22 protein-coding genes are annotated in these 20,897 nt (G+C 44.3%); 7 read left to right on the top strand and 15 right to left on the bottom strand.

All coding sequences use genetic code 11. From position 1 onward, the window contains the following. Positions 1-127: 127 nt before the first annotated feature. From IRJ16_RS00365 to IRJ16_RS00330, 8 genes are all read right to left on the bottom strand, one after another. Positions 128-679, bottom strand: a complete 552-nt coding sequence (locus IRJ16_RS00365) for a hypothetical protein (protein ID WP_194109530.1) — start codon at positions 677-679, stop codon at positions 128-130. A gap of 3 nt (positions 680-682) precedes the next feature. Continuing rightward, positions 683-1,156, bottom strand: coding sequence for an RNA polymerase sigma factor (locus tag IRJ16_RS00360; protein ID WP_194109529.1), 474 nt, complete (start codon positions 1,154-1,156; stop codon positions 683-685). Between the two features lie 2 nt (positions 1,157-1,158). Continuing rightward, on the bottom strand, positions 1,159-1,461 hold the full coding sequence (locus IRJ16_RS00355) for a M23 family metallopeptidase (protein ID WP_194109528.1): 303 nt from the start codon (positions 1,459-1,461) through the stop codon (positions 1,159-1,161). Between the two features lie 28 nt (positions 1,462-1,489). Continuing rightward, positions 1,490-2,092, bottom strand: coding sequence for a hypothetical protein (locus IRJ16_RS00350; RefSeq protein WP_194109527.1), 603 nt, complete (start codon positions 2,090-2,092; stop codon positions 1,490-1,492). A 2-nt stretch (positions 2,093-2,094) separates the two neighbouring features. Next, positions 2,095-2,271, bottom strand: coding sequence for a hypothetical protein (locus IRJ16_RS00345; protein WP_194109526.1), 177 nt, complete (start codon positions 2,269-2,271; stop codon positions 2,095-2,097). Between the two features lie 261 nt (positions 2,272-2,532). After that, entirely contained in the window at positions 2,533-3,426 is an 894-nt protein-coding gene (locus IRJ16_RS00340; RefSeq protein WP_194109525.1) for an SMP-30/gluconolactonase/LRE family protein, read from the bottom strand. A 70-nt stretch (positions 3,427-3,496) separates the two neighbouring features. After that, a complete protein-coding gene (locus IRJ16_RS00335) occupies positions 3,497-4,531 on the bottom strand; it encodes a glycosyltransferase family 2 protein (protein WP_194109524.1) in 1,035 nt (344 codons plus the stop codon). Continuing rightward, positions 4,532-5,419, bottom strand: a complete 888-nt coding sequence (locus IRJ16_RS00330) for a lysophospholipid acyltransferase family protein (RefSeq protein ID WP_194109523.1) — start codon at positions 5,417-5,419, stop codon at positions 4,532-4,534. A 100-nt stretch (positions 5,420-5,519) separates the two neighbouring features. On the opposite strand from IRJ16_RS00330, the gene IRJ16_RS00325 reads away from it, so the two are divergent. Continuing rightward, positions 5,520-6,068, top strand: a complete 549-nt coding sequence (locus tag IRJ16_RS00325; protein WP_394355209.1) for a WbqC family protein — start codon at positions 5,520-5,522, stop codon at positions 6,066-6,068. Next, the gene (corA, locus tag IRJ16_RS00320; RefSeq protein ID WP_194109521.1) at positions 6,069-7,196 is read left to right on the top strand and encodes a magnesium/cobalt transporter CorA; all 1,128 of its coding nucleotides are present in this window, start codon (positions 6,069-6,071) and stop codon (positions 7,194-7,196) included. It begins immediately after the preceding gene. A gap of 96 nt (positions 7,197-7,292) precedes the next feature. On the opposite strand, the gene IRJ16_RS00315 is transcribed toward corA, so the two are convergent. From IRJ16_RS00315 to IRJ16_RS00300, 4 genes are all read right to left on the bottom strand, one after another. Further along, on the bottom strand, positions 7,293-8,600 hold the full coding sequence (locus tag IRJ16_RS00315) for a DEAD/DEAH box helicase (RefSeq protein WP_194109520.1): 1,308 nt from the start codon (positions 8,598-8,600) through the stop codon (positions 7,293-7,295). Positions 8,601-8,713: 113 nt separating this feature from the next. Beyond that, complete coding sequence (locus IRJ16_RS00310) at positions 8,714-9,712, bottom strand: Hint domain-containing protein (protein ID WP_194109519.1); 999 nt, start codon at positions 9,710-9,712, stop codon at positions 8,714-8,716. An 89-nt stretch (positions 9,713-9,801) separates the two neighbouring features. Then, a complete protein-coding gene (locus IRJ16_RS00305; RefSeq protein ID WP_194109518.1) occupies positions 9,802-10,977 on the bottom strand; it encodes a pyridoxal phosphate-dependent aminotransferase in 1,176 nt (391 codons plus the stop codon). A 50-nt stretch (positions 10,978-11,027) separates the two neighbouring features. Next, positions 11,028-12,578: a flavin monoamine oxidase family protein gene (locus tag IRJ16_RS00300; protein ID WP_228079694.1), complete on the bottom strand. Its 1,551-nt coding sequence runs from the start codon at positions 12,576-12,578 to the stop codon at positions 11,028-11,030. Between the two features lie 259 nt (positions 12,579-12,837). Between IRJ16_RS00300 and IRJ16_RS00295 the strand changes: the two genes are divergently transcribed. From IRJ16_RS00295 to IRJ16_RS00280, 4 genes are all read left to right on the top strand, one after another. Continuing rightward, positions 12,838-13,194, top strand: coding sequence for a BlaI/MecI/CopY family transcriptional regulator (locus IRJ16_RS00295; RefSeq protein ID WP_194109517.1), 357 nt, complete (start codon positions 12,838-12,840; stop codon positions 13,192-13,194). Positions 13,195-13,205: 11 nt separating this feature from the next. Next, positions 13,206-15,002: a M56 family metallopeptidase gene (locus IRJ16_RS00290; RefSeq protein WP_194109516.1), complete on the top strand. Its 1,797-nt coding sequence runs from the start codon at positions 13,206-13,208 to the stop codon at positions 15,000-15,002. 71 nt (positions 15,003-15,073) lie between these two features. Further along, entirely contained in the window at positions 15,074-16,507 is a 1,434-nt protein-coding gene (locus IRJ16_RS00285) for a TlpA family protein disulfide reductase (RefSeq protein WP_194109515.1), read from the top strand. 65 nt (positions 16,508-16,572) lie between these two features. After that, positions 16,573-17,409 (top strand): DUF3667 domain-containing protein, encoded by an 837-nt coding sequence (locus IRJ16_RS00280; protein WP_194109514.1) that lies wholly within the window; start codon positions 16,573-16,575, stop codon positions 17,407-17,409. Here the strand turns inward: IRJ16_RS00280 and IRJ16_RS00275 are convergent. Together IRJ16_RS00275 and IRJ16_RS00270 are read right to left on the bottom strand one after the other, a co-directional pair. Beyond that, the gene (locus IRJ16_RS00275) at positions 17,406-18,491 is read right to left on the bottom strand and encodes a DNA topoisomerase IB (protein ID WP_194109513.1); all 1,086 of its coding nucleotides are present in this window, start codon (positions 18,489-18,491) and stop codon (positions 17,406-17,408) included. The genes IRJ16_RS00280 and IRJ16_RS00275 overlap by 4 nt on opposite strands. Before the next feature lie 109 nt (positions 18,492-18,600). Then, on the bottom strand, positions 18,601-18,891 hold the full coding sequence (locus IRJ16_RS00270) for a hypothetical protein (RefSeq protein ID WP_194109512.1): 291 nt from the start codon (positions 18,889-18,891) through the stop codon (positions 18,601-18,603). Between the two features lie 120 nt (positions 18,892-19,011). Between IRJ16_RS00270 and IRJ16_RS00265 the strand changes: the two genes are divergently transcribed. Then, complete coding sequence (locus tag IRJ16_RS00265) at positions 19,012-20,289, top strand: tetratricopeptide repeat protein (RefSeq protein ID WP_194109511.1); 1,278 nt, start codon at positions 19,012-19,014, stop codon at positions 20,287-20,289. Here the strand turns inward: IRJ16_RS00265 and IRJ16_RS00260 are convergent. Next, positions 20,286-20,870: a riboflavin synthase gene (locus IRJ16_RS00260; RefSeq protein WP_194109510.1), complete on the bottom strand. Its 585-nt coding sequence runs from the start codon at positions 20,868-20,870 to the stop codon at positions 20,286-20,288. The two genes, IRJ16_RS00265 and IRJ16_RS00260, sit on opposite strands and share 4 nt — an antisense overlap. Between the last annotated feature and the right edge of the window lie 27 nt (positions 20,871-20,897).

Genomic DNA, 20,897 nt, shown 5'->3' with positions numbered 1-20,897 from the left:
TGAAAGAGCCTACATTTTTGCCAAATGGGTCAAAGAGGGGGACATCCAACTCTCCATCTTTAGCACACTTGCATTTTGTTAAAGACGAAGTGATAAAAAGTAGACGTAGCTCTTGTTGTTGGGATGCCTATTCGTGCTCTTTCAATAACCTAAGCGTGGTACTTAATGTGCCTACCCTTTTGGTCCAGATGCGAACTAATAAGTAAAGTGGCAATAATAATAAAACACTCCCCGCTCCAAGCAACATAAGCTTGCCCGGGTTAATATTGATGTTAGACAGGAAAAAGTAACCCACTCCTGCGATCAGCATTATTCTAAGCAACACACTTGTAACAGCAAAACGCTTGAGGGATCTAATTTGGTTTTGCAGTGATGAAGTGATGTCCGGGCCGGCTATAAATTCCTTTGATAGTTTATAGCCATAAATATTGAAGAGCATCGGGATAGTCACCGATATAATTAATATAGCATTTGCAAGCATCGTTTTTGCATCAGCATCTAAGCCGGTAAAGCAGATAATAAGGACCGCTGACCATCCGATCAGTTCCATTGTGAGTTGTTTCCTTATGCCGCTAAGCACCGGGTGGCTTTTTTCTATTGTCATATCTTTAAGTCGATCAAGATCTATTTGCGGCGTTTTGATGCTTTTCCACTCTTTTCTTAATTCTTCAATTTCCATAGGTTACTTTACTATTTTTTGCAGTTTTACTTTTATCCTGTTAAGTTTTACGCCAACATTGTTTTCGCTGATGCCCAATATCCCTGCAATTTGCTGGTAACTCAATTCTTCGAGATACAATGCGATCAGTGCCCGATCAGGCTCACTTAACTGCCTTATACCCGCAAGAAACTCTTCCTGCCGTTCATTGTCTTCATTATTAATATCTTCGAATTGTACATCCGGAAGGTACTCGGTCGTAGTAATATTTGGTCTATTTTTCCTGAATGATGCCACGGCTGTGTTCAGCGCAACACGATAGAGCCATGTTGAACTTTTAGAGCCACCGCTGAATGATGGGTATGACCGCCAAAGCTGGAAAACAACTTCCTGAAAAAGATCTTCCCGGTCTTCGGGGCTATCGCGGTAGATCCGACATATCTTATGGATAATGCCTTGGTTATCCTGTATCATACTTAGAAAATCCTTTTCGCTCATTACTAAAGTTTGATATTCTCTATTCTGTCCCCTTTGATCGGAGAATGATTACCCATGATCTTTCCATTCACATGGATGCGCTCGAAATAACATTTTATTCCGGTTGCTGTGTCGAAACTCGGCGTATCCTGAACATGGAAATGCAAATGTGGTTCAGACGAATTACCCGAGTTGCCGCACCGGCCAAGCAATTGCCCTTGCTTTACCACATCACCCTCTTTAACATTTACAGTGAGTTGTTTTAGATGAGCAAAAAAGAGATATTCATTATTTGCTGTTTTTAATATCACTGAATTGCCTGGCACATACATCGTGTTTACCTTCCCGGGAATATTATCCGCAACACCATCTACTGCCCGTATTTGACTTTCCGTCTGTTTTGTAAGAACGGCCGTCCAACCCATTAATAACGATATCAAAAGCGTACTGTTGAAATCTAACGCCATTGTGCAGATTAAGCGCTTTAGTGTCGCCGCCCCAAAAAACGGTCCACGAGCCATTAAAAGGCAGCGATAATTTACTAGTATTACGCTCAACTTTCGCCGGAATGATCTGGTAAGGTTTAACGAACAAACCATTGATCTTTGAAAGACTATCTACGGCTATCCATATTACAACCTGCCCCTTATCAAGATCAGCAAGGTAGGTGGTAAACGAATTTTCTACCGAAATAAACGATGTGCTTTTTATATGGCCGTACCTGCCTTGCAGTTGTTCAAGGAATGAAACTGTTCGATCGGGCGGGAAATTAGCTTTAGCTTTTTCGGCGAATAAACTGCAGACCAGGTTATACTGACCGGCATTAACGTACTCCTTAAACAACTTGATAACAGACTTGGCTTGTAGCGGCTCTTGCTGTGCAATGGCGCTGGTAGTGATAAATACTATGATGATCAATGATAGTATGCTCTTCACGGATTTTTTTTCAACAGCCATGCTTATTGATGTTTGATGGCGTCGATCTCCTTTTTCAAGATCAAAATACTGTCTCTTAATACTTGTTGCTGTTTCGAGATCACTTCAACTTTCTGATCAAGTTCCAGGTTCTTAATATTCATTCGCTTCTCCGGAGACGAATTGGGTGCGCAAGATGTGGTGCTTATTATTGCAGCCATTAAAAGTAGTAAAGTTCTCATATATGCTTTTTCAACTATTAGTTGTTTGCATTTTTTAAAACTTACACAAAAAGCAGAATATTTGTTGCGATATACAATTAGGCACCGATTTTCTTAAGTACTGCCTGAAGAGCAAGCAAATTTTCGGCAACTCGTATCAAATTTGGCTTAGCTTACCAGAGGACTCCGATATCGAGGTAGAAATTAACGGGAATAAAGACGGGCGGTTGGACATCAAGCAATATGTTGCTGCTCGATCCCTTACTCAACCCCTTTCACATTCATTTTCAACGTATACAACCCTTTTGATGCCGTGATGAACAGCGTCCTCTTATCCTTACCACCAAAGCAAACGTTTCCGGTCCATGATTCCGGAACGGCTATTTGAGCGATCTTTTTCCCTGTTGGATCAAATACACTTACGCCCCTGCCGGTCAGGTAAATATTGCCCTGCTCATCCAGCACCATCCCATCCGATCCTTGACCGATCAGGAATTGTTTATCGGTCAGTGAGCCGTCGCTATTGATGGTATACTTGTATGTTTTATTGGCACCAAGGTCGGCCACATAAAGCGTTTTACCATCAGGTGTGCCTACAATGCCGTTGGGCTGGCGCAATTCTCCGTCGGCTATTACAGGTTGGCCACCTTTGGCTATGTAGTACAACTTTTGACCGTCAAGATCGCCTTTTTTGCGGGTCCAGTAATCACGCTGATAGTACGGATCGGTAAAGTACAGGCCGCCTGATCTGTAGTTTATCCAAAGATCGTTAGGGCCGTTAAACTGCTTGCTCTCATAATCTTTCAGGATGACGTCAACTTTACCATTCTTATCTATTGACCATAATTCGCCTTTATCGTCAGCACAAACGATCAGGTTACCTTTTTTGTCAAAGTAAGTGCCGTTGGCACGACCTGTCTTATCTAAAAATACACTCAGCTTGCCGTCGGTGTCGTATTTCCATATCTTATCGTTAGGCTGATCAGTGAAAAAAACGTTGCCCTTTTTATCTACCGACGCACCCTCGGTAAAGCTGAACTGACGGGATATTAGTTGTACTTTTTGTGTGGTATCGTACAGTGGTTGGTCTTGCGCAATAGCCAACAGTGGCGTGGCAGCTAACAAATAAGCGAAGCCTTTCTTTAAGTAATTCATTTTAGGTGGATATGATAGTTTTGATGATACGCAACAGTAAACTGCTACACTATCTCAAATAAACATAAAATTACCGAAAGAAATCCTCTGAACTTAGATCGCTGAACGCCTTTTTCTTTTTGATGAAGAAATCCCAAACGATGTTGCGCTTGTACATGCACTTTAAGGTGGTATGGTGCGCTTTGGTAACTTTAAACGCCGGACGATTGAAAAGTGTCCTGAAAAAGTTTTGATGCGCACGGCTTACCGCCCAGGCATCTTTACGTTTACCCTCGTTCATAAAGCGGATCACGGCCAAAAAGTCGAGCCAGATACGTAAACTGATCGTATAAAATGCCCTGCCGAACGAGAGGTTCTTTTTAAGCAACAGCAAGTTATTGCGGAAGTTGAGGTAGGTCTTAAATGGGTTCTCCTTGTCTAACGTACCGCCGCCAACATGGAATACCTCCGACTCGGCGCAGTACATGATCTTATAGTCAAGGTTCTTTAATCGCCAGCAAAGATCTATTTCTTCCATATGGGCAAAAAAGCGTTCGTCAAAACCCCCGGCCAGATCCCAGCATTTCTTTTTAATGAACATGGCAGCGCCCGATGCCCAAAAAACTTCGCCCGACGTATCGTACTGGCCTTTGTCCTCTTCTACTTCGTAAAATATACGTCCGCGGCAAAATGGATAACCATAGCTATCTATAAATCCACCTGCAGCTCCGGCATGCTCAAAATGCGTTTGCTGATGATATGACTTGATCTTTGGGGCGGCGGCAGCGATCAGCTCGTCGGCCTCCATCATGTCGATGACCGGTTTGATCCAGTTAGGGGTAACTTCGATATCCGAATTCAGCAATATGAGGTAATCAGCTTCAACCTGTTCCAATACACGATTATAGCCACCTGTAAAGCCGTAATTCTGGTCATTCTGAATTATACTGACGGTTGGAAATGTATGTTGCAGGAAGCTGACCGAACCATCGCTCGATGCATTATCACCAACCACAATATCCAGGTTGTCCCACTCGCTTGCCAGTACCGAGGGCAAAAATTGACTAAGGTGTTTTAAGCCGTTCCAGTTTAAAATAACTACCGCTACTTTAGGTAAATTGCTCATCTATACGTGTTCGGGCTTAAATTTCCATCTTTTGTGCGACCATAGCCAGTACTGCGGCTCGGCTTTTATCATCTGCTCTAAATAAGCAACGTGCATGTTCGTTATCTCATATTCGGCCAATTGCTTTGGCTCGGTGGTCAGCACCACAAATTCGTAAGTGTAATAACCGCGTTTTACGCAGCGCACATCCCAAAAACCAACAACGGCATTCATCGCGTTAGCCAGTTTCTCTATTCCCAAAAATATCGCCGTCGGCTGGTTTAAAAATTGGGTAAAGTATTGTACCGTCTCGCGCACAGGGGTTTGGTCGGACACTAATACCGTTAAACTCGGCTTGCCCCGCAAGGTCGCCAGTTTACGTAAAGTGTCCTTCATAGCCACGGGTGTACCTCCAAAACGCGACCGCATCTTTTTGAACATATCGTCAAACACTTCATCGGCCAATGGTTTGTAAACAACGATCCTATCCTTATCGGTGATCATACTGCAACTCAACGCGCTTAGCTCCCAGTTACCATAATGGCCGGCAGCTACTAAAACGGTGCGGTCTTGTGCTAAATGATCGCGCACACGCTGGTCGGTATCAGGCTTGGCAGGTGAAAATCTGCGTCGCGACTCTTCCTTGGAGATACTGAGCATCTTAAAAGTCTCCATGATCAGATCCCCGAGGTAACGGTAATACTTTTTGGCAATGACTTTCCGTTCTTCGGCTGTTTTTTCAGGAAAGGAATTGGACAGATTTTCGTCTACAACGGCTCTGCGATAGCCAATTATGTAATATAGGATGATGTACAATACATCGGATATGATGTACAGCAACCAAAAGGGCAATAAAGAAAGCAGGTACAAAAAGAATACGCCTATTCTTGAAAGCCCTTTAATTATCATTAATTTCGACCAGTTTTAACTGCAAACATAAAAATTTATGACGGATAACGGCGCTGTTCTTCCAATGTTTTATCTACCGCCTGTCGAATATTTTACACTATTGAACAAGCACAAACAAAATGTGCTGATAGAACATCACGAACACCTCATCAAGCAGACCTACCGCAACCGGGCCACCATCTACTCGCCCGATGGGCCATTGGACCTGACCATACCGGTGATCAAAGGTTCTAAAGTACATACCAGCGTGAAGGACGTGCGCATCAGTTACGACTTTAGATGGCAACGCCTGCATTGGATGAGCCTGCAATCATGCTATCGCCGCTCGGCATTTTTTGAATATTACGAGGATGACTTTGCCCGTTTTTACGAAGACAGGTTCGAGTTCTTATTCGACTATAATCAGGAATTGCTGAACATAGTGTTAGGTATGATAAAGCTGAAGGTAAACCTGAATTATACCGAAGAGTTTCATGCCAAATACGATGATATGGCCGACTACCGCAAAACCATAAGTGCCAAAGCGGAAAGCGGGTACGAACAAAAATCCTATTTTCAGGTTTTTGAAGAGCGGATCGGCTTTTTGAAGAACCTGAGTATTGTTGACCTGCTATTCAATCAAGGCCCGCAAACCATAAATTATTTATAGATGAATGCATTGGCCAAGGCACAGCTAAAACTGAATATCAAAAAACGGATGGGTAACGTGGGTGATAGCCCGGGTACGATCCGTATTGCCGAGGATGCCATTGAGCCAAAGATCAACATCTACTCCTACAATGCGCAAGAGGTAGTTAAATGCGAGGGGACGACCATCCCCGAGATATTAGAGCAGTTTAAAAGCTGCCCCGACCATACGCATTGGATACAGATAAATGGTTTGGGTGATACTCAATTGATTGAATCCATTGGTGAGCAACTCAACATTAACCCGCTTGTTTTAGAAGACATTACCAGCAATCACCAGCGGCCTAAGTTTGAGGAATACGACGACTACGTTTTTGCCGTCAGCCGCATCATGAAGCTGACACCTAAGCATGAGCTATCTAACACACAATTTTCGGCCATTGTTAAGGATAAGCTGATCATTAGTTTTGAGGAAGATAACGAAGACCGCTTTGCACCGATAAAGACCCGCCTTAAGGTTGGCAAAGGATCTATCCGTACAGGTGGCGCCGGTTATATGTGTTACGCACTGATGGATATGATCATTGATCAGTATTTTGTGATCTTATCTACCATCGGCGATAAGCTGGATCTGGTAGAAGAAAAACTTTACATCAAACCCGATAAAAGCATCATGTATGATGCCCAGCACCTTAAACGCGCCCTCATTGTTATGCGCCGCGCCAGCTGGCCCGAGCGTGATAAGATCAACGATATGATCAGGAGCGATAGTCCGCTGATCACGCCCGAGACCAAAACCTATCTGCGGGATGCATATGATCATACCATCCAATCCATGGATATGATCGATAGTTATAAAGAGATCACTTCCAGTTTGGTAGACCTTTACTTATCCATGGTGAGCAACCGCATGAACGAGATAATGAAGGTACTCACCATTATCTCGGTCATCTTTATACCACTGACCTTTATTGCAGGGATCTATGGCATGAACTTCTCCCGAGAGGGTGTGCACGGCGAAACCATCCCCGATAACATGCCCGAACTGTACTGGGATCACGGTTATATCTACGCATTGATCCTAATGGGACTAATTGCTGGTATACAGCTGTTCGTTTTTTGGCGAAAGGGTTGGTTCCATAGATTGTAATTGTCACCTTAAGCTAACTTTCGCAAACTTTTTTGTAATACCGAATTTATAGTCCGTTGGAACTTGAAGTTAAATATGGAGAGGGATATTGTTTGTCTATCCGTGCTTCTTCTTCATATTCATCTTAGCCTTCTCACCTGAGCTATAATTGTAGTTCTTTGAGTTCTTAGCTTTCTTTTCATGAAAAGCAGCGCCGGGAGCATTAGTATCTTCTTTAGTCGAAGCTTTAGGGGCTTCTTCTTTTTTCTTTTTCTCTTTGGCGATGACCAGGTCGTCCGGTAATTCCATTACCTGCATTTTTTGTCCGCCGGCTTGTTCTATACGTTTAACTAACGTCAATTCAATATCGGTAGCCAGAGTGATGGTTATGGTTTCGTCATCTTCGTTGCTCCCGCTACTGTTTACCACGCGACCCAGGTAGATATCTTTTTCTTCAGGAAGGTCAAAATGCAGAATGAATGGTACACCATCTAAAGTTACCTCGTCATTATTCTCGTTAGCGACAATAAGCATGCGGGTATCGCTATCTTTGAAGGTAGCCACATCATCGATGCTTGTTAAAGTTGGGTTCCATGAATTTAGTAGTGCTATCGAACCTCGGTTGATCTTGCTAAGCTCATCATAGATCTTCATAGCAGTTTGTTTTGTATTAACGAAGACGATCACCTTGGTGAACAATTCCTCGTCCTGCATAAACAGATTAAGCAAGTTTATTTTGGTACCAAAATTTGGTACCTGATATAACATCTGCGGCAGTAATGACAAGGTTGGCTCGCCTATCTCGTCTACCTCGATCACCGGTGTTGCATCGACCATTACATTACCTATCATTTTTTCCAGCTTCTCGTGCATCACCTCGGTAAACAGTATCCGTTGCGCTTTGGGGACACTGTTGGCAAGTTCAGCCACAGGTAACTGTAAACCTTGTTTAACTATAAGATCGGCATCGTCAACAATGATCACTTGTAACTTATTTAAGTTCAAGCCTAACTTAAGATAGATAGCACGGGCCCTATCGGGAGTAGCTACCACAATGTCAGCACCATCTGCCAGGGCATCCATTTGCCCCTCAATTCCAGGCGCAGCATACAGGCCCACTATCGATATAGAACGGTTACGGTTAAGTGTATCAAACCGATCTATCACGGCTTCAACAGCATCCTGGTTAGGCACTAAGATCAGTACTTGCGGCACACCGTCCGGAGCATAATTAAAGCGATTAAGTACACTTAGCACATAAGCAGTAGTTTTACCGCTGCCTTGCGGACCGACAGCGACCAGGTCGTTCCCACCGATCATTCTCGACATGGTCTTTAATTGCATCTCCGTCGGCGACGCATAACCCGCCTCAGCGGCAGAACGTAGTAATTGTTTAGTTAGTTTGATCTTTTCCAGCCATCCCATGGCCGCAAAGGTAGGTATTTTTTAGGGAAGGGGTTCGTAGGGGCTATAAAACACAAAATGGTTGCCGGATCTGTAATATCCAACAACCATTTCATAATAGCTCTTCTATCCTATTACTTCTGCAACACCATCACCCCATTTAGGATCAGGGTACTACCGCCATCGGCTACAATGTTGTAAACCTTTTGTACGCCGCCGCCTTTTTCGGTCTTTTGCATTACAGTAAAGGCTTCGTACTCGCCTGTTTTTTCATTCAGGCAAAGCACTTCCTGTCCTTCGGCCACTTCGCCCATTTTTAGGCGACCATCTTTGGTTGGCATCGGGTGGTTAGGTGTAGCTTGCAGCACTTTGGTATTCAGATCGATATATTCACCAGTTAAAGTCTTCTTGGTTTTTGCTGATACCAATACCAGGCGCGTCAGCGCGTAATTCTTAGCATCGTGCGTGGTTAGTTCTTTTACATTAACAATACTGGCTGCCTTGGTTTCCGGATCGATAGATACTACCCTATCGCCCGGTTTTATCGCAGCTAATATCTTTTTGCTGCCATCGGCCATGGTCACTTCCTCGTCGCCCGGGAAACAGATGTCGTTACCATAGGTGGCATTCTCTTCTTTCATATCCTTGCCACCGTTGATCACCTTGTATTGCTGGAAGGCCATCTCTTTTGACAGGATATACGACAGCTTCAGGATAAAGTTGGTCTCTACTTTATTAATGTTATCGATATCATTAAAGTACTTGTCCCAAACCTTTGCATCAGCAGTAAAATCAGGCACCAGGGCTTTGTAGATCTTGCCTTTCTCGTTGGTGTAGAAAACCATTAGGCCTATCTCCTGCATGCCCTCCTTGGCGATCAGTTTATAAAGATCTATACGCTTTTTTAAGCCGTCGCTACCGGTAATAAAGTATGGTTTGCGGCCTTCGTAACGGTCGAGCACGTAAGCATTATCAAACTTTACATAAGTGTCGGCATCTAAGTTAGCAACTGTGTAGGTTTGCGCCTTTTCGTATTCGGCCATGGTAATGGGCCTTGGGTTTGGTGCTTTGGTTTGCGCTTGCGCAAATAGGGCAGCGCCTGATAGTAAAAGTAGGAATGTAAATTTTCGCATAATTTGCTTTTAATAAAAAGATCAATAGCGCCAAACGCGCTATTGATAAGTGCAGATGTATAAATAAGATGTCCCGGTAGTTTCTGTTGTTAAGATAGTTGTTTAAATGCATCGGCAAAAGCCTGCATCTCGTCCATGGTACCGATACTAACACGGCAGTAATCTTTACCGCCGTATGTCCAGGTGCGGATGCTTACGCCACGCTTGTTCATCTCTTGACTGAACTGTTGCGGCGCCATTTTAATAGGGAACAATACAAAGTTGGCCGATGATGGAATGTATTCGTAACCTTCTTTCTTTAACGTCGCGTATAAAAACTCTTTAGAGGCCATGGTCTTCTTCAGTGCGTCTTGTAAGAAAGGAGTTTCATGATAAGCCGCGATAGCCGCAGCGATGGTGGTTGCCGACAATGCCATACCCGTTGAAGTGTAAGCGCTTATCTCGCGCATCAATTCTGGCTGACCAACAAAGTATCCGCAACGCAAACCGGCAAAGCCATACAGCTTAGAGAAGGTGCGTGCCACAATAATATTTTGACCGGCCTTTACGCCACCCATCAGGGTCACATCGGCCATATTTGGCAGGTAATCAATGTAAGCCTCATCAACCATTACGGTCGTTTTTTTAGATACCCGCTCGCAAAAAGCTTTCAGTTTAGCGGTATCAACCATGGTAGCAGTAGGGTTGTTAGGGTTACAAATGTAAACCAAGCCTGTATTGCTATCAACCTTGGCTTCCATAGCGTCCAGATCAAGTTTCAGATCTGGTGTCATGGGTACTTTTATCCAGCTGCCGCCGTAGCGTGCCGCCTGACCCGGCAGATCGTTATAAGAAAGATCGCCGCTGATCACGCTTTTACCGCCTTTAGTAAAGTGCATAGCTGCTGCTTGCAATAATGGCGATGAACCCGAACTCAACAAGATATTAGATGCCTGCAAACCTTCCGACTCCGCTATCTTGGTAGCCAATGTTCGCATGCTGCCCATAGGGTAACGGAAGCTGCCATCTATCGCATCCTGCAAAGCTTTTTTAGCAGCCGGTGATGGACCGAACGGGTTTTCGTTAGCGCTTAAACGCGCCTTCATCTCGGTTGGCGGTAATTGCCTTAAAAAATCCTGCTCTGATAAAAATTCAGGCGCTGCTGATGGCGCTTTGTTTAGCGGTGCCGCCGTTAATGTATTTACCGTGCCCGATGCTGCTACCAGCCCCCCGGCCATCAGTGCGCTGGACTTAAGCCAGTTTCTGCGAGATAATGAGTTTGCCATGTGATCTTTAGTTTTGTTTGGTGTGTATGAGTATTAACCTATAGTTTTTGTTATCCTTTTACTCCCGCTGCAGGGTATTTTATACGTTGCTCGGTCACGCGGCCGTGCAAAGCCGTCACCACGCTCCGCGCCGATTCGAACGCTCCGGCCATCCACGCGTTCAGATAAGTCAGGTGTTCACCGGCAAAGTAAATGTGTCCGTCGGGCTTTAATAATGCCGGATAGTAGGTTTTGCGGGTCTCGCTGTTGTATTCGCCCCAGCCTCCCATACTGTATTTAGTTTTATGCCAGGTTACCGAGAACGACTTTTCAAATTCCTTATCGTATTGCGGATGCACAAGGCGTCCTTTTTCTAAAGCCAGTTTCTCGCGCTCGGCATAGCTTAGTTCGCCGGTACGTTTGGCCTTATCGTTAAAATTATAGTAGCCGATCAGGATGCCTTTTTTGCTCAGGTAATCATATGATGGATAAAAGATCTGTGTAAGATCATTATTGGTATGGGTGATGCCACCATAGATCTGGTCATCCTCCTCCCAAAAACGTCTTTTAAATTGCAGGCCTATCTTGCCGGTCTTCATGTATTCCACGTAATCTATCGCGCGACTTACATCACCCGAAAAATTATTGTTGATATTACTTAATACAGGTAAGGGCAATGTACAGATGCACATATCGCCGCTGATACTGTGTTCGCCCAGTTTATCTTTGTAGATGATCGTAGCTCCATTTGGGGTATTAGTGATTTTTGTAACCTCAGCCCCAAGCCTGATAAATGGCTTCAGTTTTTTCTCGAATGCTTTTGCTATCTGATCCATGCCACCTACCGCCTGGAACATCGTCATCTGCAACTCGTAGGTGTATTCGGCCACATTGTAAAAGTCCGGATCCAATAAACCCGACTGTATAATATCAGCCAGTTTATGAGGATCACCAATCTTGCCCGGCTTGTCCCCAGCTCCCGGCGATTCGATGTAACCCCGCCGGGCCGATGCTTTGTACAGTTTATCTATATTCAGGCCACCTTCTGCAGCCAGATAATTAAGTACTTTCTCCGCATCTTCTTTTGTCAAACCCGAGTCGAGATTACCATGATCCATCGCTTTGGACAGCATTTCTGTAGTGTATCCGCGGATATCATTATGCACCTCGCGCACGCGGATCTTTTTATTAGAAAGCGGCCCTTTACCCTCAGCAAAATAGTAAGCGCCCTCGTTCACGTTGTTATAAACTTGTATTGGCACCCCTAACTCTTTGCAGTAATGCAGGGTAAGTTGATGATGATGCGGTATGCGTGATGGACCTGCGTTAAAATACAAGCCTTCATCAAAAACCGCAGTAGCGGTGGGTTTATCGTTCTCAGTATTTAAACTTCCGTTACGGATGCTCCAGCAGCGGCCGCCCGTACGTTCGCGGGCTTCTAATATGGTGCAGGTATAACCTAATTTATTCAGTTCGTAAGCAGCTGTCATACCGGCAAGACCGGCACCTAATATTATGATGTGTTTTCCTTCAACTTTCTCTCCGAGGTTGAAAGCATGTGCCGGCGCGGCTTTCAGCATTCCGAGCGCCATCATGGCAGGATAAGCGCCGCCGGCAAGCATAGCACCCTTAGATAAAAAATCCCTTCTAGATAAAAATTTGGCCAATGTTTTAAATTATACCGATAAAGTTAATCGATAAAATAATAATTTGATAATAATTGCTCTATTTGTGGATAAATACAATGAAAAAGTTACCAATTAACTTTAATAAATTATTTTTTTAGGCACATATGCTTAAATGAATCATTTGTGTTAATTTCTGTTAAATAGTTTGGCGTTTTACGAAACATTCGTAGGTTTACATAAACGATCGTACATAATGGAAAAATTGACCATACAAGAAGAGGAGGCTATGCAAGCCATCTGGCATACCAAAGGTGGCTTTATCAAAGAGTTCCTTGATCTGCTGCCCGAACCTAAACCGCCCTACACTACCCTGGCATCTACTGTAAAAAACTTAGAGCGTAAAGGTTTTGTTAAGGCCGAGAAGGTAGCCAACTCGTTCAGGTACCTGCCGTCTATTGTGGAGGCCGACTATAAAAAACGTTTCATGAACGGCTTTGTGAGCGATTACTTCCAAAACTCTTATAAAGAATTGGTGACCTTTTTTGCTAAAGAAAAGAAGATCAGCAAGAATGAGTTGGAAGAGATAATCAAGATGATCGAGAACAAATAAACCTTAAAGCTATGCCTGCCCTGTTCATATATCTTATTAAAGTGAACGTAGCCCTGCTCATTTTTTGTGCGGGATACTACGCGGTGCTGCGCCACCTTACTTTTTATAACCTTAACCGGGTTTACCTGATCACTGCCATCATTTTTTCGACGCTATATCCCCTACTGGATGTAGCCGCTTTTTTGAATAGGCATGAGGAATTGGCCAAGCCGGTACAGGTAGTAGTGATCAACTGGCAGCAACCGGTGAAAGAGATCACCAAAACTTTCCTGGGGCGCGATGTATGGTTTTGGATGCTGGCCGCTTTTTGGGCCGGTGTTACGCTGTTTGGTGTAAGGCTGGGCATGCAGTTACTGTCTTTATACAGATTGCACAAACGCTCTCAGCCGTTGCAGATACAGCAATACATGATCCGTGTGATCGATGGCGATATCAATCCGTTCTCGTTCTGGCAAAACATCTATATCAACCCTAAAAATCACCCTGAGCGCGAGTTAGGGGCGATATTAGAACATGAGCAGATCCACGTTAAAGAGTGGCATACGCTGGATATTTTGTTGGGCGAGTTAAGCGCTATCTTTTACTGGTTTAACCCGGGGGTTTGGCTGATGAAACGCGCCATCCGTGAGAATATCGAGTTCATTACCGATCAGAAGATCCTGATGAAGGGTGTGGACCGCAAGGACTATCAATACAGCCTGCTGAACGTGAACATGGGTGCCGAGAACAGCGCCATAGTGAATAACTTTAACATGTCGACCATTAAAAAGCGCATTATGATGATGAATGCCAAACGGTCGTCTAAAGTAAATATCACCCGTTATCTGTTTCTGGTGCCGGCGGTAGTGGTGCTATTGCTGATCTTTTCGGTATCGAAGGCGGAGGTAAAAAAAGTCGCTAAGAACAGCGAGAAGATAATGCAGGCTATCACCATAAAACTGAAAGATATGGTGACCATTGACGAGCCTGTCAAAACTGAGACCAAACAAGCAACCAAGAAGAAACGCCAAGTACAAACACTTGAGGTAGCATTATCGGATAGCATGGAGGTAAGTCCGATGAGAAAGTTCTTTCATATCGACTTTGTAACTAAGGTAGATACCGATAGAAGGCCTTCGGTAAACATCACCCGTCTGTATAGAGGTATTTCACTCGACAGCAACAATAAAATAACAAAAATGAGGGTGAACGGCCAGGAAGTTCCCGAAGTGTTTATCGACGGTGTTAAAAGTGAAATGGCACGCCTTGCCGAGATAATTCCTGACCACATAACCGACGTAAAAGTATTTAGTGGCGAGATGGCCACTAAGGGACAAGTGCATGTGATCACAAACCGCTTGCCTGGTGTAAGCGTGAGCCCACTGTACAGAGGGGACAGCTTAATACACAAAACAAAAGTGCAAGGTATCCAGATACAAACTTCAGGCTCGACAGGACGCCTGCGTGGCTATCCGGTACCGGCCGATGGTTCGGGCAAGATCGTAACGGCGGATGGGGATACCGTTTACGCAACCAATGTATCGTTCACACGGGCCATCAGCGCGGAACCTGATCTTAAAGAGGTAACAGTTAAAGGCTTTTCTGCTCATGCAACGCCTGCTAAAGTATTGAATATTAAAGCTACCAGTACTTCCTTCAACTTTAATGATAAACTGGTGATCATTGACGGAAAGGAGTCCAAGGCAACAGATATCAAGGACCTTGGAATAGACCATATTGACACCATCGGCAACATGCCGGGCAGTGAAGGTGTGAAAAAGTATGGCGATAAAGCCAAAAATGGCGTAGTATTCATCAAAACCAAATAGTTTTAAAGAATAACCGTATTGTTATGCAATGTTTCTGGGTAAATTACATCTCATAGAGAAACATTGCATACATGAAGAAAACCTTATCTACCATCCTTATCACCCTGATCGCGCAGTTAGCTATTGCGCAAAATTTCAAGATCACTTTTAAGACCAATTCCCCTGTCGAAAAGCTTCTTAGGGTTTATGCTCCGGTGAACGGCAGCCACTTTATTACGTTCAAAGATCTTAAACTGTCGGACGCCAGAGAATATACCATCACTAATGACCTGATCCGCCCGGGTTTGGTAGAAGCACTTTACGGCAGCTTTTTTGGCTTTTATATAGAACCTAAAAAGGACTACACCATCACCTTTAACACCGACAATAAAGAGCATCCCTTCACGATCACCGGCGGGAATACCGAAGGCCAGGTTTTGATCAACAAGATCAAGCACCGTGACGTATGGAGCAAAGCTGAAGCGATAGTTGAAAAATTTAAAACTTATGCACTGGTGAGGTCGGCTATCGATAGCATAAGTAAAACCGAACAGGTTCAATATGATGGCCTGTTAAAAAACAATGGCATAAGCAAAGCGATGTATGACTATACAAAGCTCGACCGTGACTATTACTATGCGGCCTTGTTATCATCCGCTATCGACGCTAAAAACATCGATACGTCGTTCACTAACCATTGGCCAGCGCTTTTCAAAGCCTACAGTATGACAGATGCAAAGGCTACATCTACAAAAGGTTTTTATGAGTACCTGGAGGCATTTGCTTACACTTACAAAGAAGCTTACTTACGCAAGATCAACAACAAAACTAAGATCTTTGATACCAGGATGTCTAACGAGTACTTGTTAGATTGGTATGGTCGCTATGCAAACAATTTACCGGAGCCTGCTCGTGAGTATATGTTGGCAAACTTCCTATATCAAAGAGCCAATGCAAAAAAATATGAACCCGAGTTGCTGGATCTTTACAACGATTTTAAAAAAACTTACCCAAAGTCGGGCTATCATGTTGTTGTGCAACCGGAAATAGACGCTATAATTGATTACCAAGCTAAAGTTAAAACCACAGCGACCGCGGAACAAAAGATAGTTGACAGCTATGCATCGATCAATACACTCGATGAATTACTGACCCGATATAAAGACAAGGTGGTTTTCATAGATATTTGGGCCACTTGGTGCGGACCATGTAAGGAAGAATTTAGGTATAATAAAGAGCTGCACAAGTTCATGAAAGATAAGAGTGTGCAAATGCTCTACCTATCTACCGACTATAATGCCCGTGATAAAGAATGGCGTGAGATGATCAGATACTACAACCTTGCCGGCGATAATATCCGTACATCTGACGCGCTACGTCAAGACCTGATCAAGCAATTATGGGGCGGCAAAGGTTACGCGATACCGCGATATGTGATCGTAAAAAATAGCGAGATAGTAGTGAAAGATGCCGAACGACCAAGCAGCACACAAAAATTGTTTGACCAGATCGGTAAATATCTGTAATGCAATGGCCTGCACCCGTAATATTAAAAAGATCTTTTATATTTCGGGTGACAGATCACAACCTCATGCAACACCTTTCTAAATGCCTTAACTGCGCTACGCCATTTGATGATGAAGATAACTTTTGCCATCATTGTGGCCAATCTGCCAAAATACATACCCGGATAACCATGCATCATGTTACGCATGAGGTAGTACATGCGCTAACCCATGCCGATAAAGGCTTCCTGTATATGATCAAAGAACTGGCTACACAGCCCGGCATCACCATTAAGGAGTTTTTAGCGGGTAAGCACAAAAAGTTCTTCAACCCGTTCAGCTTCTTTTTTATTGTGCTGGGGATATATGTGTTGAGTAATTCATTCTTTAGACCGTTCGACTACGCAATTGACAGGCAAGCCGCCGAACGTGGGGAACAAGCCCAATTACCGCCCGAATACAAAACTAAAAAACAAAAGGAGCGCTACATCAAGATCCAGCGCCGCCTGCAAAAGGCCATGAATTTTATGAACACCAAAACCAATATTGTGCTTTGCCTCAGCACGCCGATCATTGCGTTCATCATGTTCCTGATGTATCGGCGAACGTTATATTATGCCGAGCATTTGGTTACGGTCACCTTCATTAATTCCTTTCTCAACCTGTTATCAATATTTATATTCACGCCGCTTACCTACCTGCTGGGCGATTCCAGTTATCATTGGGTGATCACAACCTTATTACTGGCGTCGCATGTCATCTACACGTCGATAGCTTATTTTAGGGTATTGGATCTGCCGTCCACAGCGGTCAGTTACATCAAATGTGTACTATCAGTGATCGTAGCCATATTCGGTTGGACGTTTTTTTGGTTCCTATGTATTTTGGGGTACGTAATTATCGGAGTATTCGTATTTCATTAACTGGCCTCGGCGAGTTTTTCGTGTTCCAATATCTGCAACAGTGCTTGTTCGGCAGTATTAAGTTCCGAGGCTTTAATATCCCTGCGACCATCCAGCTCTGATATATATCTGAACAAGTGTCCCTCCTCGTAACTTTTAATAACCGTTGGGTGCACGTAGTACTTTTTGCAGACCGTGCGGGTATTGCCCAAATTCAGTGCAACCTCGTCCAGCACGCTAACGATCTTGCGTTTACATTCGGTCACTGTGTCAAAATCTCCGGCTTCTTTAAAAGCGTAGAGCGCACTCACGCTACCCGCCCAGGTACGGAAATCTTTGGCGGTGAAGTCCTCCCCCGTTATGTTTTTAAGATAGGTGTTAACATCGCCCGAACCTACCGAACAACGTGTACCATCGGGCTGATAATACTGGAACAATTCTTTCCCCGGGATATCCCGGCACTGCTTCACCAACCGGGCCAGTTTGCGGCTTTGCAAGGCAACCTTATGCTGAACGCCCTTTTTGCCCTTAAACTCAAAATTGATCTTTGTCCCATCGAATTTAACATGGCGGTCTTGTAACGTTGTCAAACCGAACGATCCATATAACTTTTTGTACGATTCGTTCCCTACCCTGATACTGGTCAGCTCCATGAGCCGAACGACCAGAGCCACTACTTTATCATGATCCAATTGCTTGCGGTCAAGGTCCGTATCAACCTGATGACGGATCGTTGGCAGATGGGCCGCAAATGTTTGCAGGCGATGGTATTTTGATTGGTTGCGTATCTTATTCCATTGCGGGTGATAGCGGTATTGTTTACGCCCGGCGGCATCAACACCGGTAAATTGCAGGTGGCCGGTCTCTTTTGGCGATATCCAAACATTGGTGTAAGCAGGCGGGATGACCAAGGCTTTAAATCTTGCGGTAAGTTCTTTATCCTTAACGACCTTTCCGTCCGCGTCATAAAAAACAAAACCGCCGCCCGATCTTTTGCGGGTATAGCCGGGTGTACTGTCCGATATGTAAGTCAATCCAACAGCTTTGGCGGTGACCTTAGGGTCGCGGCCTATCTTCTCTAATTTTTTCAGGAGGCGGTTCATACCCGACATCAACAAGCGTTGTGATGGAATGTTTTTAGGCCGGTCACAGTGTTGTTTAAACAAAGAAAGCCGCCCTATTGGGCGGCCTCCTATAGTGTAACTGTAGTGATTACAAGTTCTCTATCGCTTCCTGCTCTTTCAATGCAGCAACGTTGTTCTTATCACTGAATGTGTCGGTCTGCGTTGCAAAGTCCTCTAACAAACCTGCAATGGTATCCAAATTGTCGGCTACACGCTGGTGCATCTCCGGCAATTCTTTTTCCAGGCGTTTATCGCCCAGGTCAATGTTATCTACCTCTATTTTACCTAATTTTTGTATCAGTGCCTGCTGGCTGTTTTTCAAGTCCTCTAACTCATGAACTATCTTTTCCATCAGGGCAAATTTCTTTAGCGTATCCATAATTTTTCTCTGTTTAAGATGAATTAATATAACTAAGCAACACCCATAAACTATTTTTTGTTTAAATATTTGGAGAATTCGATTTAAACTAATACTTTAGTTTTTATAAACACACTGCTCATGAGAACTACACTGATCGCTCTTATCACATGTCTCTTCAGCGCCACCGTCTTTGCCCAAGCGGGGAAGGTTGACGATGCCTTGTTGATGGACTACTACCAAAATCAACGCTACCTGGAAGCTGCTGACTATCTAAAAAAGACCTTCCCCGAACCTATTACCGACGTTAAAGCGCTCAACCGCTTAGCTTACATGAGCAGGCTGGCCAAACGTTTGCCCGAGGCCGAGATGTACTATCAACGCGTGTACGATATAGACACTGCCGACCGGAGCGCCTTGTTCGCTATCGCGGATATTAATGCAGCACGGGGGAACCAAAATCGGGCGGAACTATTTTTGAAACGGATCCTGCTTACCGACACCACCAACATATCCGTCTACACCAAACTTGCAACTATTGCCGGCAGTAAAAAGGACACTGCCGCCGCTGTGAACTACCTTGAAAGGGCGAACAAGCTGAACGATGCCGACGTAAGTGTTGCCGTTGACCTTGGCGAGTTCTACATCAAGCTGAAGAAATTTGACAAAGCGCTTAAGGTACTTGACCGGGCATCAGAGGTAGACCCTGATAATGTTTACATTTTGCAGGCGATGGTTGAGTTGTTGTTTAAAGAGAAGAAGTTTAAGGAGGTGGTTGCCTCTTGCCAAAAGCTGATCGCATTGGATGCCATGGATAAAACGACCAGGTACCGCTTAGGTGTATCTTATTACAGTCTTGACAACTTTTCCTGTGGTGCCGAGATATTGTCGTCGACACCGACCAACGACCAGACCGAATACAGCGATTACTTTGCGGCATTATGTTACAAGGGACTTAAGGACATGAACAAGTGCATTTATTGGTTGGGGAAAGCCATAGAGCAAGGCGTATCAGGTAATGTGGCATCCTACTACGCTGAGATGGGCGACAGCCACGAAGCACTGGCAAAACCCAAGAACGCTACGAAAGCGTATTTGAAGGCCTTACAGTTTGACGATACGCAACCACAATACTATTACGCTATAGCATTGGTATACGACAAGCAACTGAAAGACAAAGCGAACGCTAAATTATACTATAAGAAAGCAGCTGCGGCTTATGTGCAGGACATTAAGACCGTGGAGAACCCAATGACGATCTACACCTTGGCAAGTTTGTTCGATAGTCAATTGAAAGACACCGCCAACGCCATTAAGTACTATAAAAAATATATTAGCTCTAAACCTCCACAAAAACAGCAGCAGTATATCGATTACACCAACAGCCGCATTGGTCAGTTGGGTGGTGGTACCGATTAACGCTGCATCAAGCGGGCTACATATTTACCGATGATGTCGAACTCGAGATTAACGGTATCGCCTTCGCGCACCACCTGAAGGTTAGTATGCTCGTAAGTATAAGGGATAATGGCTACCGAAAAGCTGTTATCCCTTGAATTTACCACTGTCAGGCTGATGCCGTTGATGCAGATAGATCCCTTCTCTACCGTAACGTTCCCATTCGAAGCGTCGTATTCAAATGTATATTCCCAGCTTCCGTCCAGTTCCTTATAGCCGATACAGGTAGCCGTTTGGTCGACGTGGCCTTGAACGATGTGCCCATCTAAACGCGCATTCATTTGCATGCAGCGTTCCAAGTTTACCGGTGAGCCGATCTTCAGATCGCCGATATTGGTCTTATTCAATGTTTCCTCTATAGCAGTAACAATATGTGCGCCATCAGCCACAGCAACTACGGTAAGGCAAACGCCGTTATGAGCGACCGACTGATCGATCTTCAATTCGTGCGATAAAGTTGATGCCACAGTGATGTGCAGGTTGCCCTGATCCTGACGAAGATCTACTACCTTGCCTAAGGTCTCTATAATTCCGGTAAACATGGCACGAAGTTAGCCACAAGCAAGCAC

It is taken from the genome of Mucilaginibacter myungsuensis, assembly GCF_015222005.1.
Taxonomy (GTDB): domain Bacteria; phylum Bacteroidota; class Bacteroidia; order Sphingobacteriales; family Sphingobacteriaceae; genus Mucilaginibacter; species Mucilaginibacter myungsuensis.
Note: the sequence above shows the minus strand (reverse complement) of the source record. Positions and strands in the feature narration are given on the sequence as shown.

Excerpts from the sequence above, each read along its gene's own strand:
- IRJ16_RS00310 (WP_194109519.1), bottom strand. The coding sequence starts at position 9,712 with ATGCGAAAATTTACATTCCTACTTTTACTATCAGGCGCTGCCCTATTT.
- IRJ16_RS00295 (WP_194109517.1), top strand. The coding sequence starts at position 12,838 with ATGGAAAAATTGACCATACAAGAAGAGGAGGCTATGCAAGCCATCTGG.
- IRJ16_RS00345 (WP_194109526.1), bottom strand. The coding sequence starts at position 2,271 with ATGGCTGCAATAATAAGCACCACATCTTGCGCACCCAATTCGTCTCCG.
- IRJ16_RS00300 (WP_228079694.1), bottom strand. The coding sequence starts at position 12,578 with ATGCTTGCCGGCGGCGCTTATCCTGCCATGATGGCGCTCGGAATGCTG.
- IRJ16_RS00265 (WP_194109511.1), top strand. The coding sequence starts at position 19,012 with ATGAGAACTACACTGATCGCTCTTATCACATGTCTCTTCAGCGCCACC.
- IRJ16_RS00350 (WP_194109527.1), bottom strand. The coding sequence starts at position 2,092 with ATGGCTGTTGAAAAAAAATCCGTGAAGAGCATACTATCATTGATCATC.
- IRJ16_RS00260 (WP_194109510.1), bottom strand. The coding sequence starts at position 20,870 with ATGTTTACCGGAATTATAGAGACCTTAGGCAAGGTAGTAGATCTTCGT.
- IRJ16_RS00340 (WP_194109525.1), bottom strand. The coding sequence starts at position 3,426 with ATGAATTACTTAAAGAAAGGCTTCGCTTATTTGTTAGCTGCCACGCCA.
- IRJ16_RS00280 (WP_194109514.1), top strand. The coding sequence starts at position 16,573 with ATGCAACACCTTTCTAAATGCCTTAACTGCGCTACGCCATTTGATGAT.
- corA (WP_194109521.1), top strand. The coding sequence starts at position 6,069 with ATGAATGCATTGGCCAAGGCACAGCTAAAACTGAATATCAAAAAACGG.
- IRJ16_RS00330 (WP_194109523.1), bottom strand. The coding sequence starts at position 5,419 with ATGATAATTAAAGGGCTTTCAAGAATAGGCGTATTCTTTTTGTACCTG.
- IRJ16_RS00285 (WP_194109515.1), top strand. The coding sequence starts at position 15,074 with ATGAAGAAAACCTTATCTACCATCCTTATCACCCTGATCGCGCAGTTA.
- IRJ16_RS00270 (WP_194109512.1), bottom strand. The coding sequence starts at position 18,891 with ATGGATACGCTAAAGAAATTTGCCCTGATGGAAAAGATAGTTCATGAG.
- IRJ16_RS00290 (WP_194109516.1), top strand. The coding sequence starts at position 13,206 with ATGCCTGCCCTGTTCATATATCTTATTAAAGTGAACGTAGCCCTGCTC.
- IRJ16_RS00275 (WP_194109513.1), bottom strand. The coding sequence starts at position 18,491 with ATGAACCGCCTCCTGAAAAAATTAGAGAAGATAGGCCGCGACCCTAAG.
- IRJ16_RS00315 (WP_194109520.1), bottom strand. The coding sequence starts at position 8,600 with ATGGGATGGCTGGAAAAGATCAAACTAACTAAACAATTACTACGTTCT.
- IRJ16_RS00365 (WP_194109530.1), bottom strand. The coding sequence starts at position 679 with ATGGAAATTGAAGAATTAAGAAAAGAGTGGAAAAGCATCAAAACGCCG.
- IRJ16_RS00335 (WP_194109524.1), bottom strand. The coding sequence starts at position 4,531 with ATGAGCAATTTACCTAAAGTAGCGGTAGTTATTTTAAACTGGAACGGC.
- IRJ16_RS00360 (WP_194109529.1), bottom strand. The coding sequence starts at position 1,156 with ATGAGCGAAAAGGATTTTCTAAGTATGATACAGGATAACCAAGGCATT.
- IRJ16_RS00305 (WP_194109518.1), bottom strand. The coding sequence starts at position 10,977 with ATGGCAAACTCATTATCTCGCAGAAACTGGCTTAAGTCCAGCGCACTG.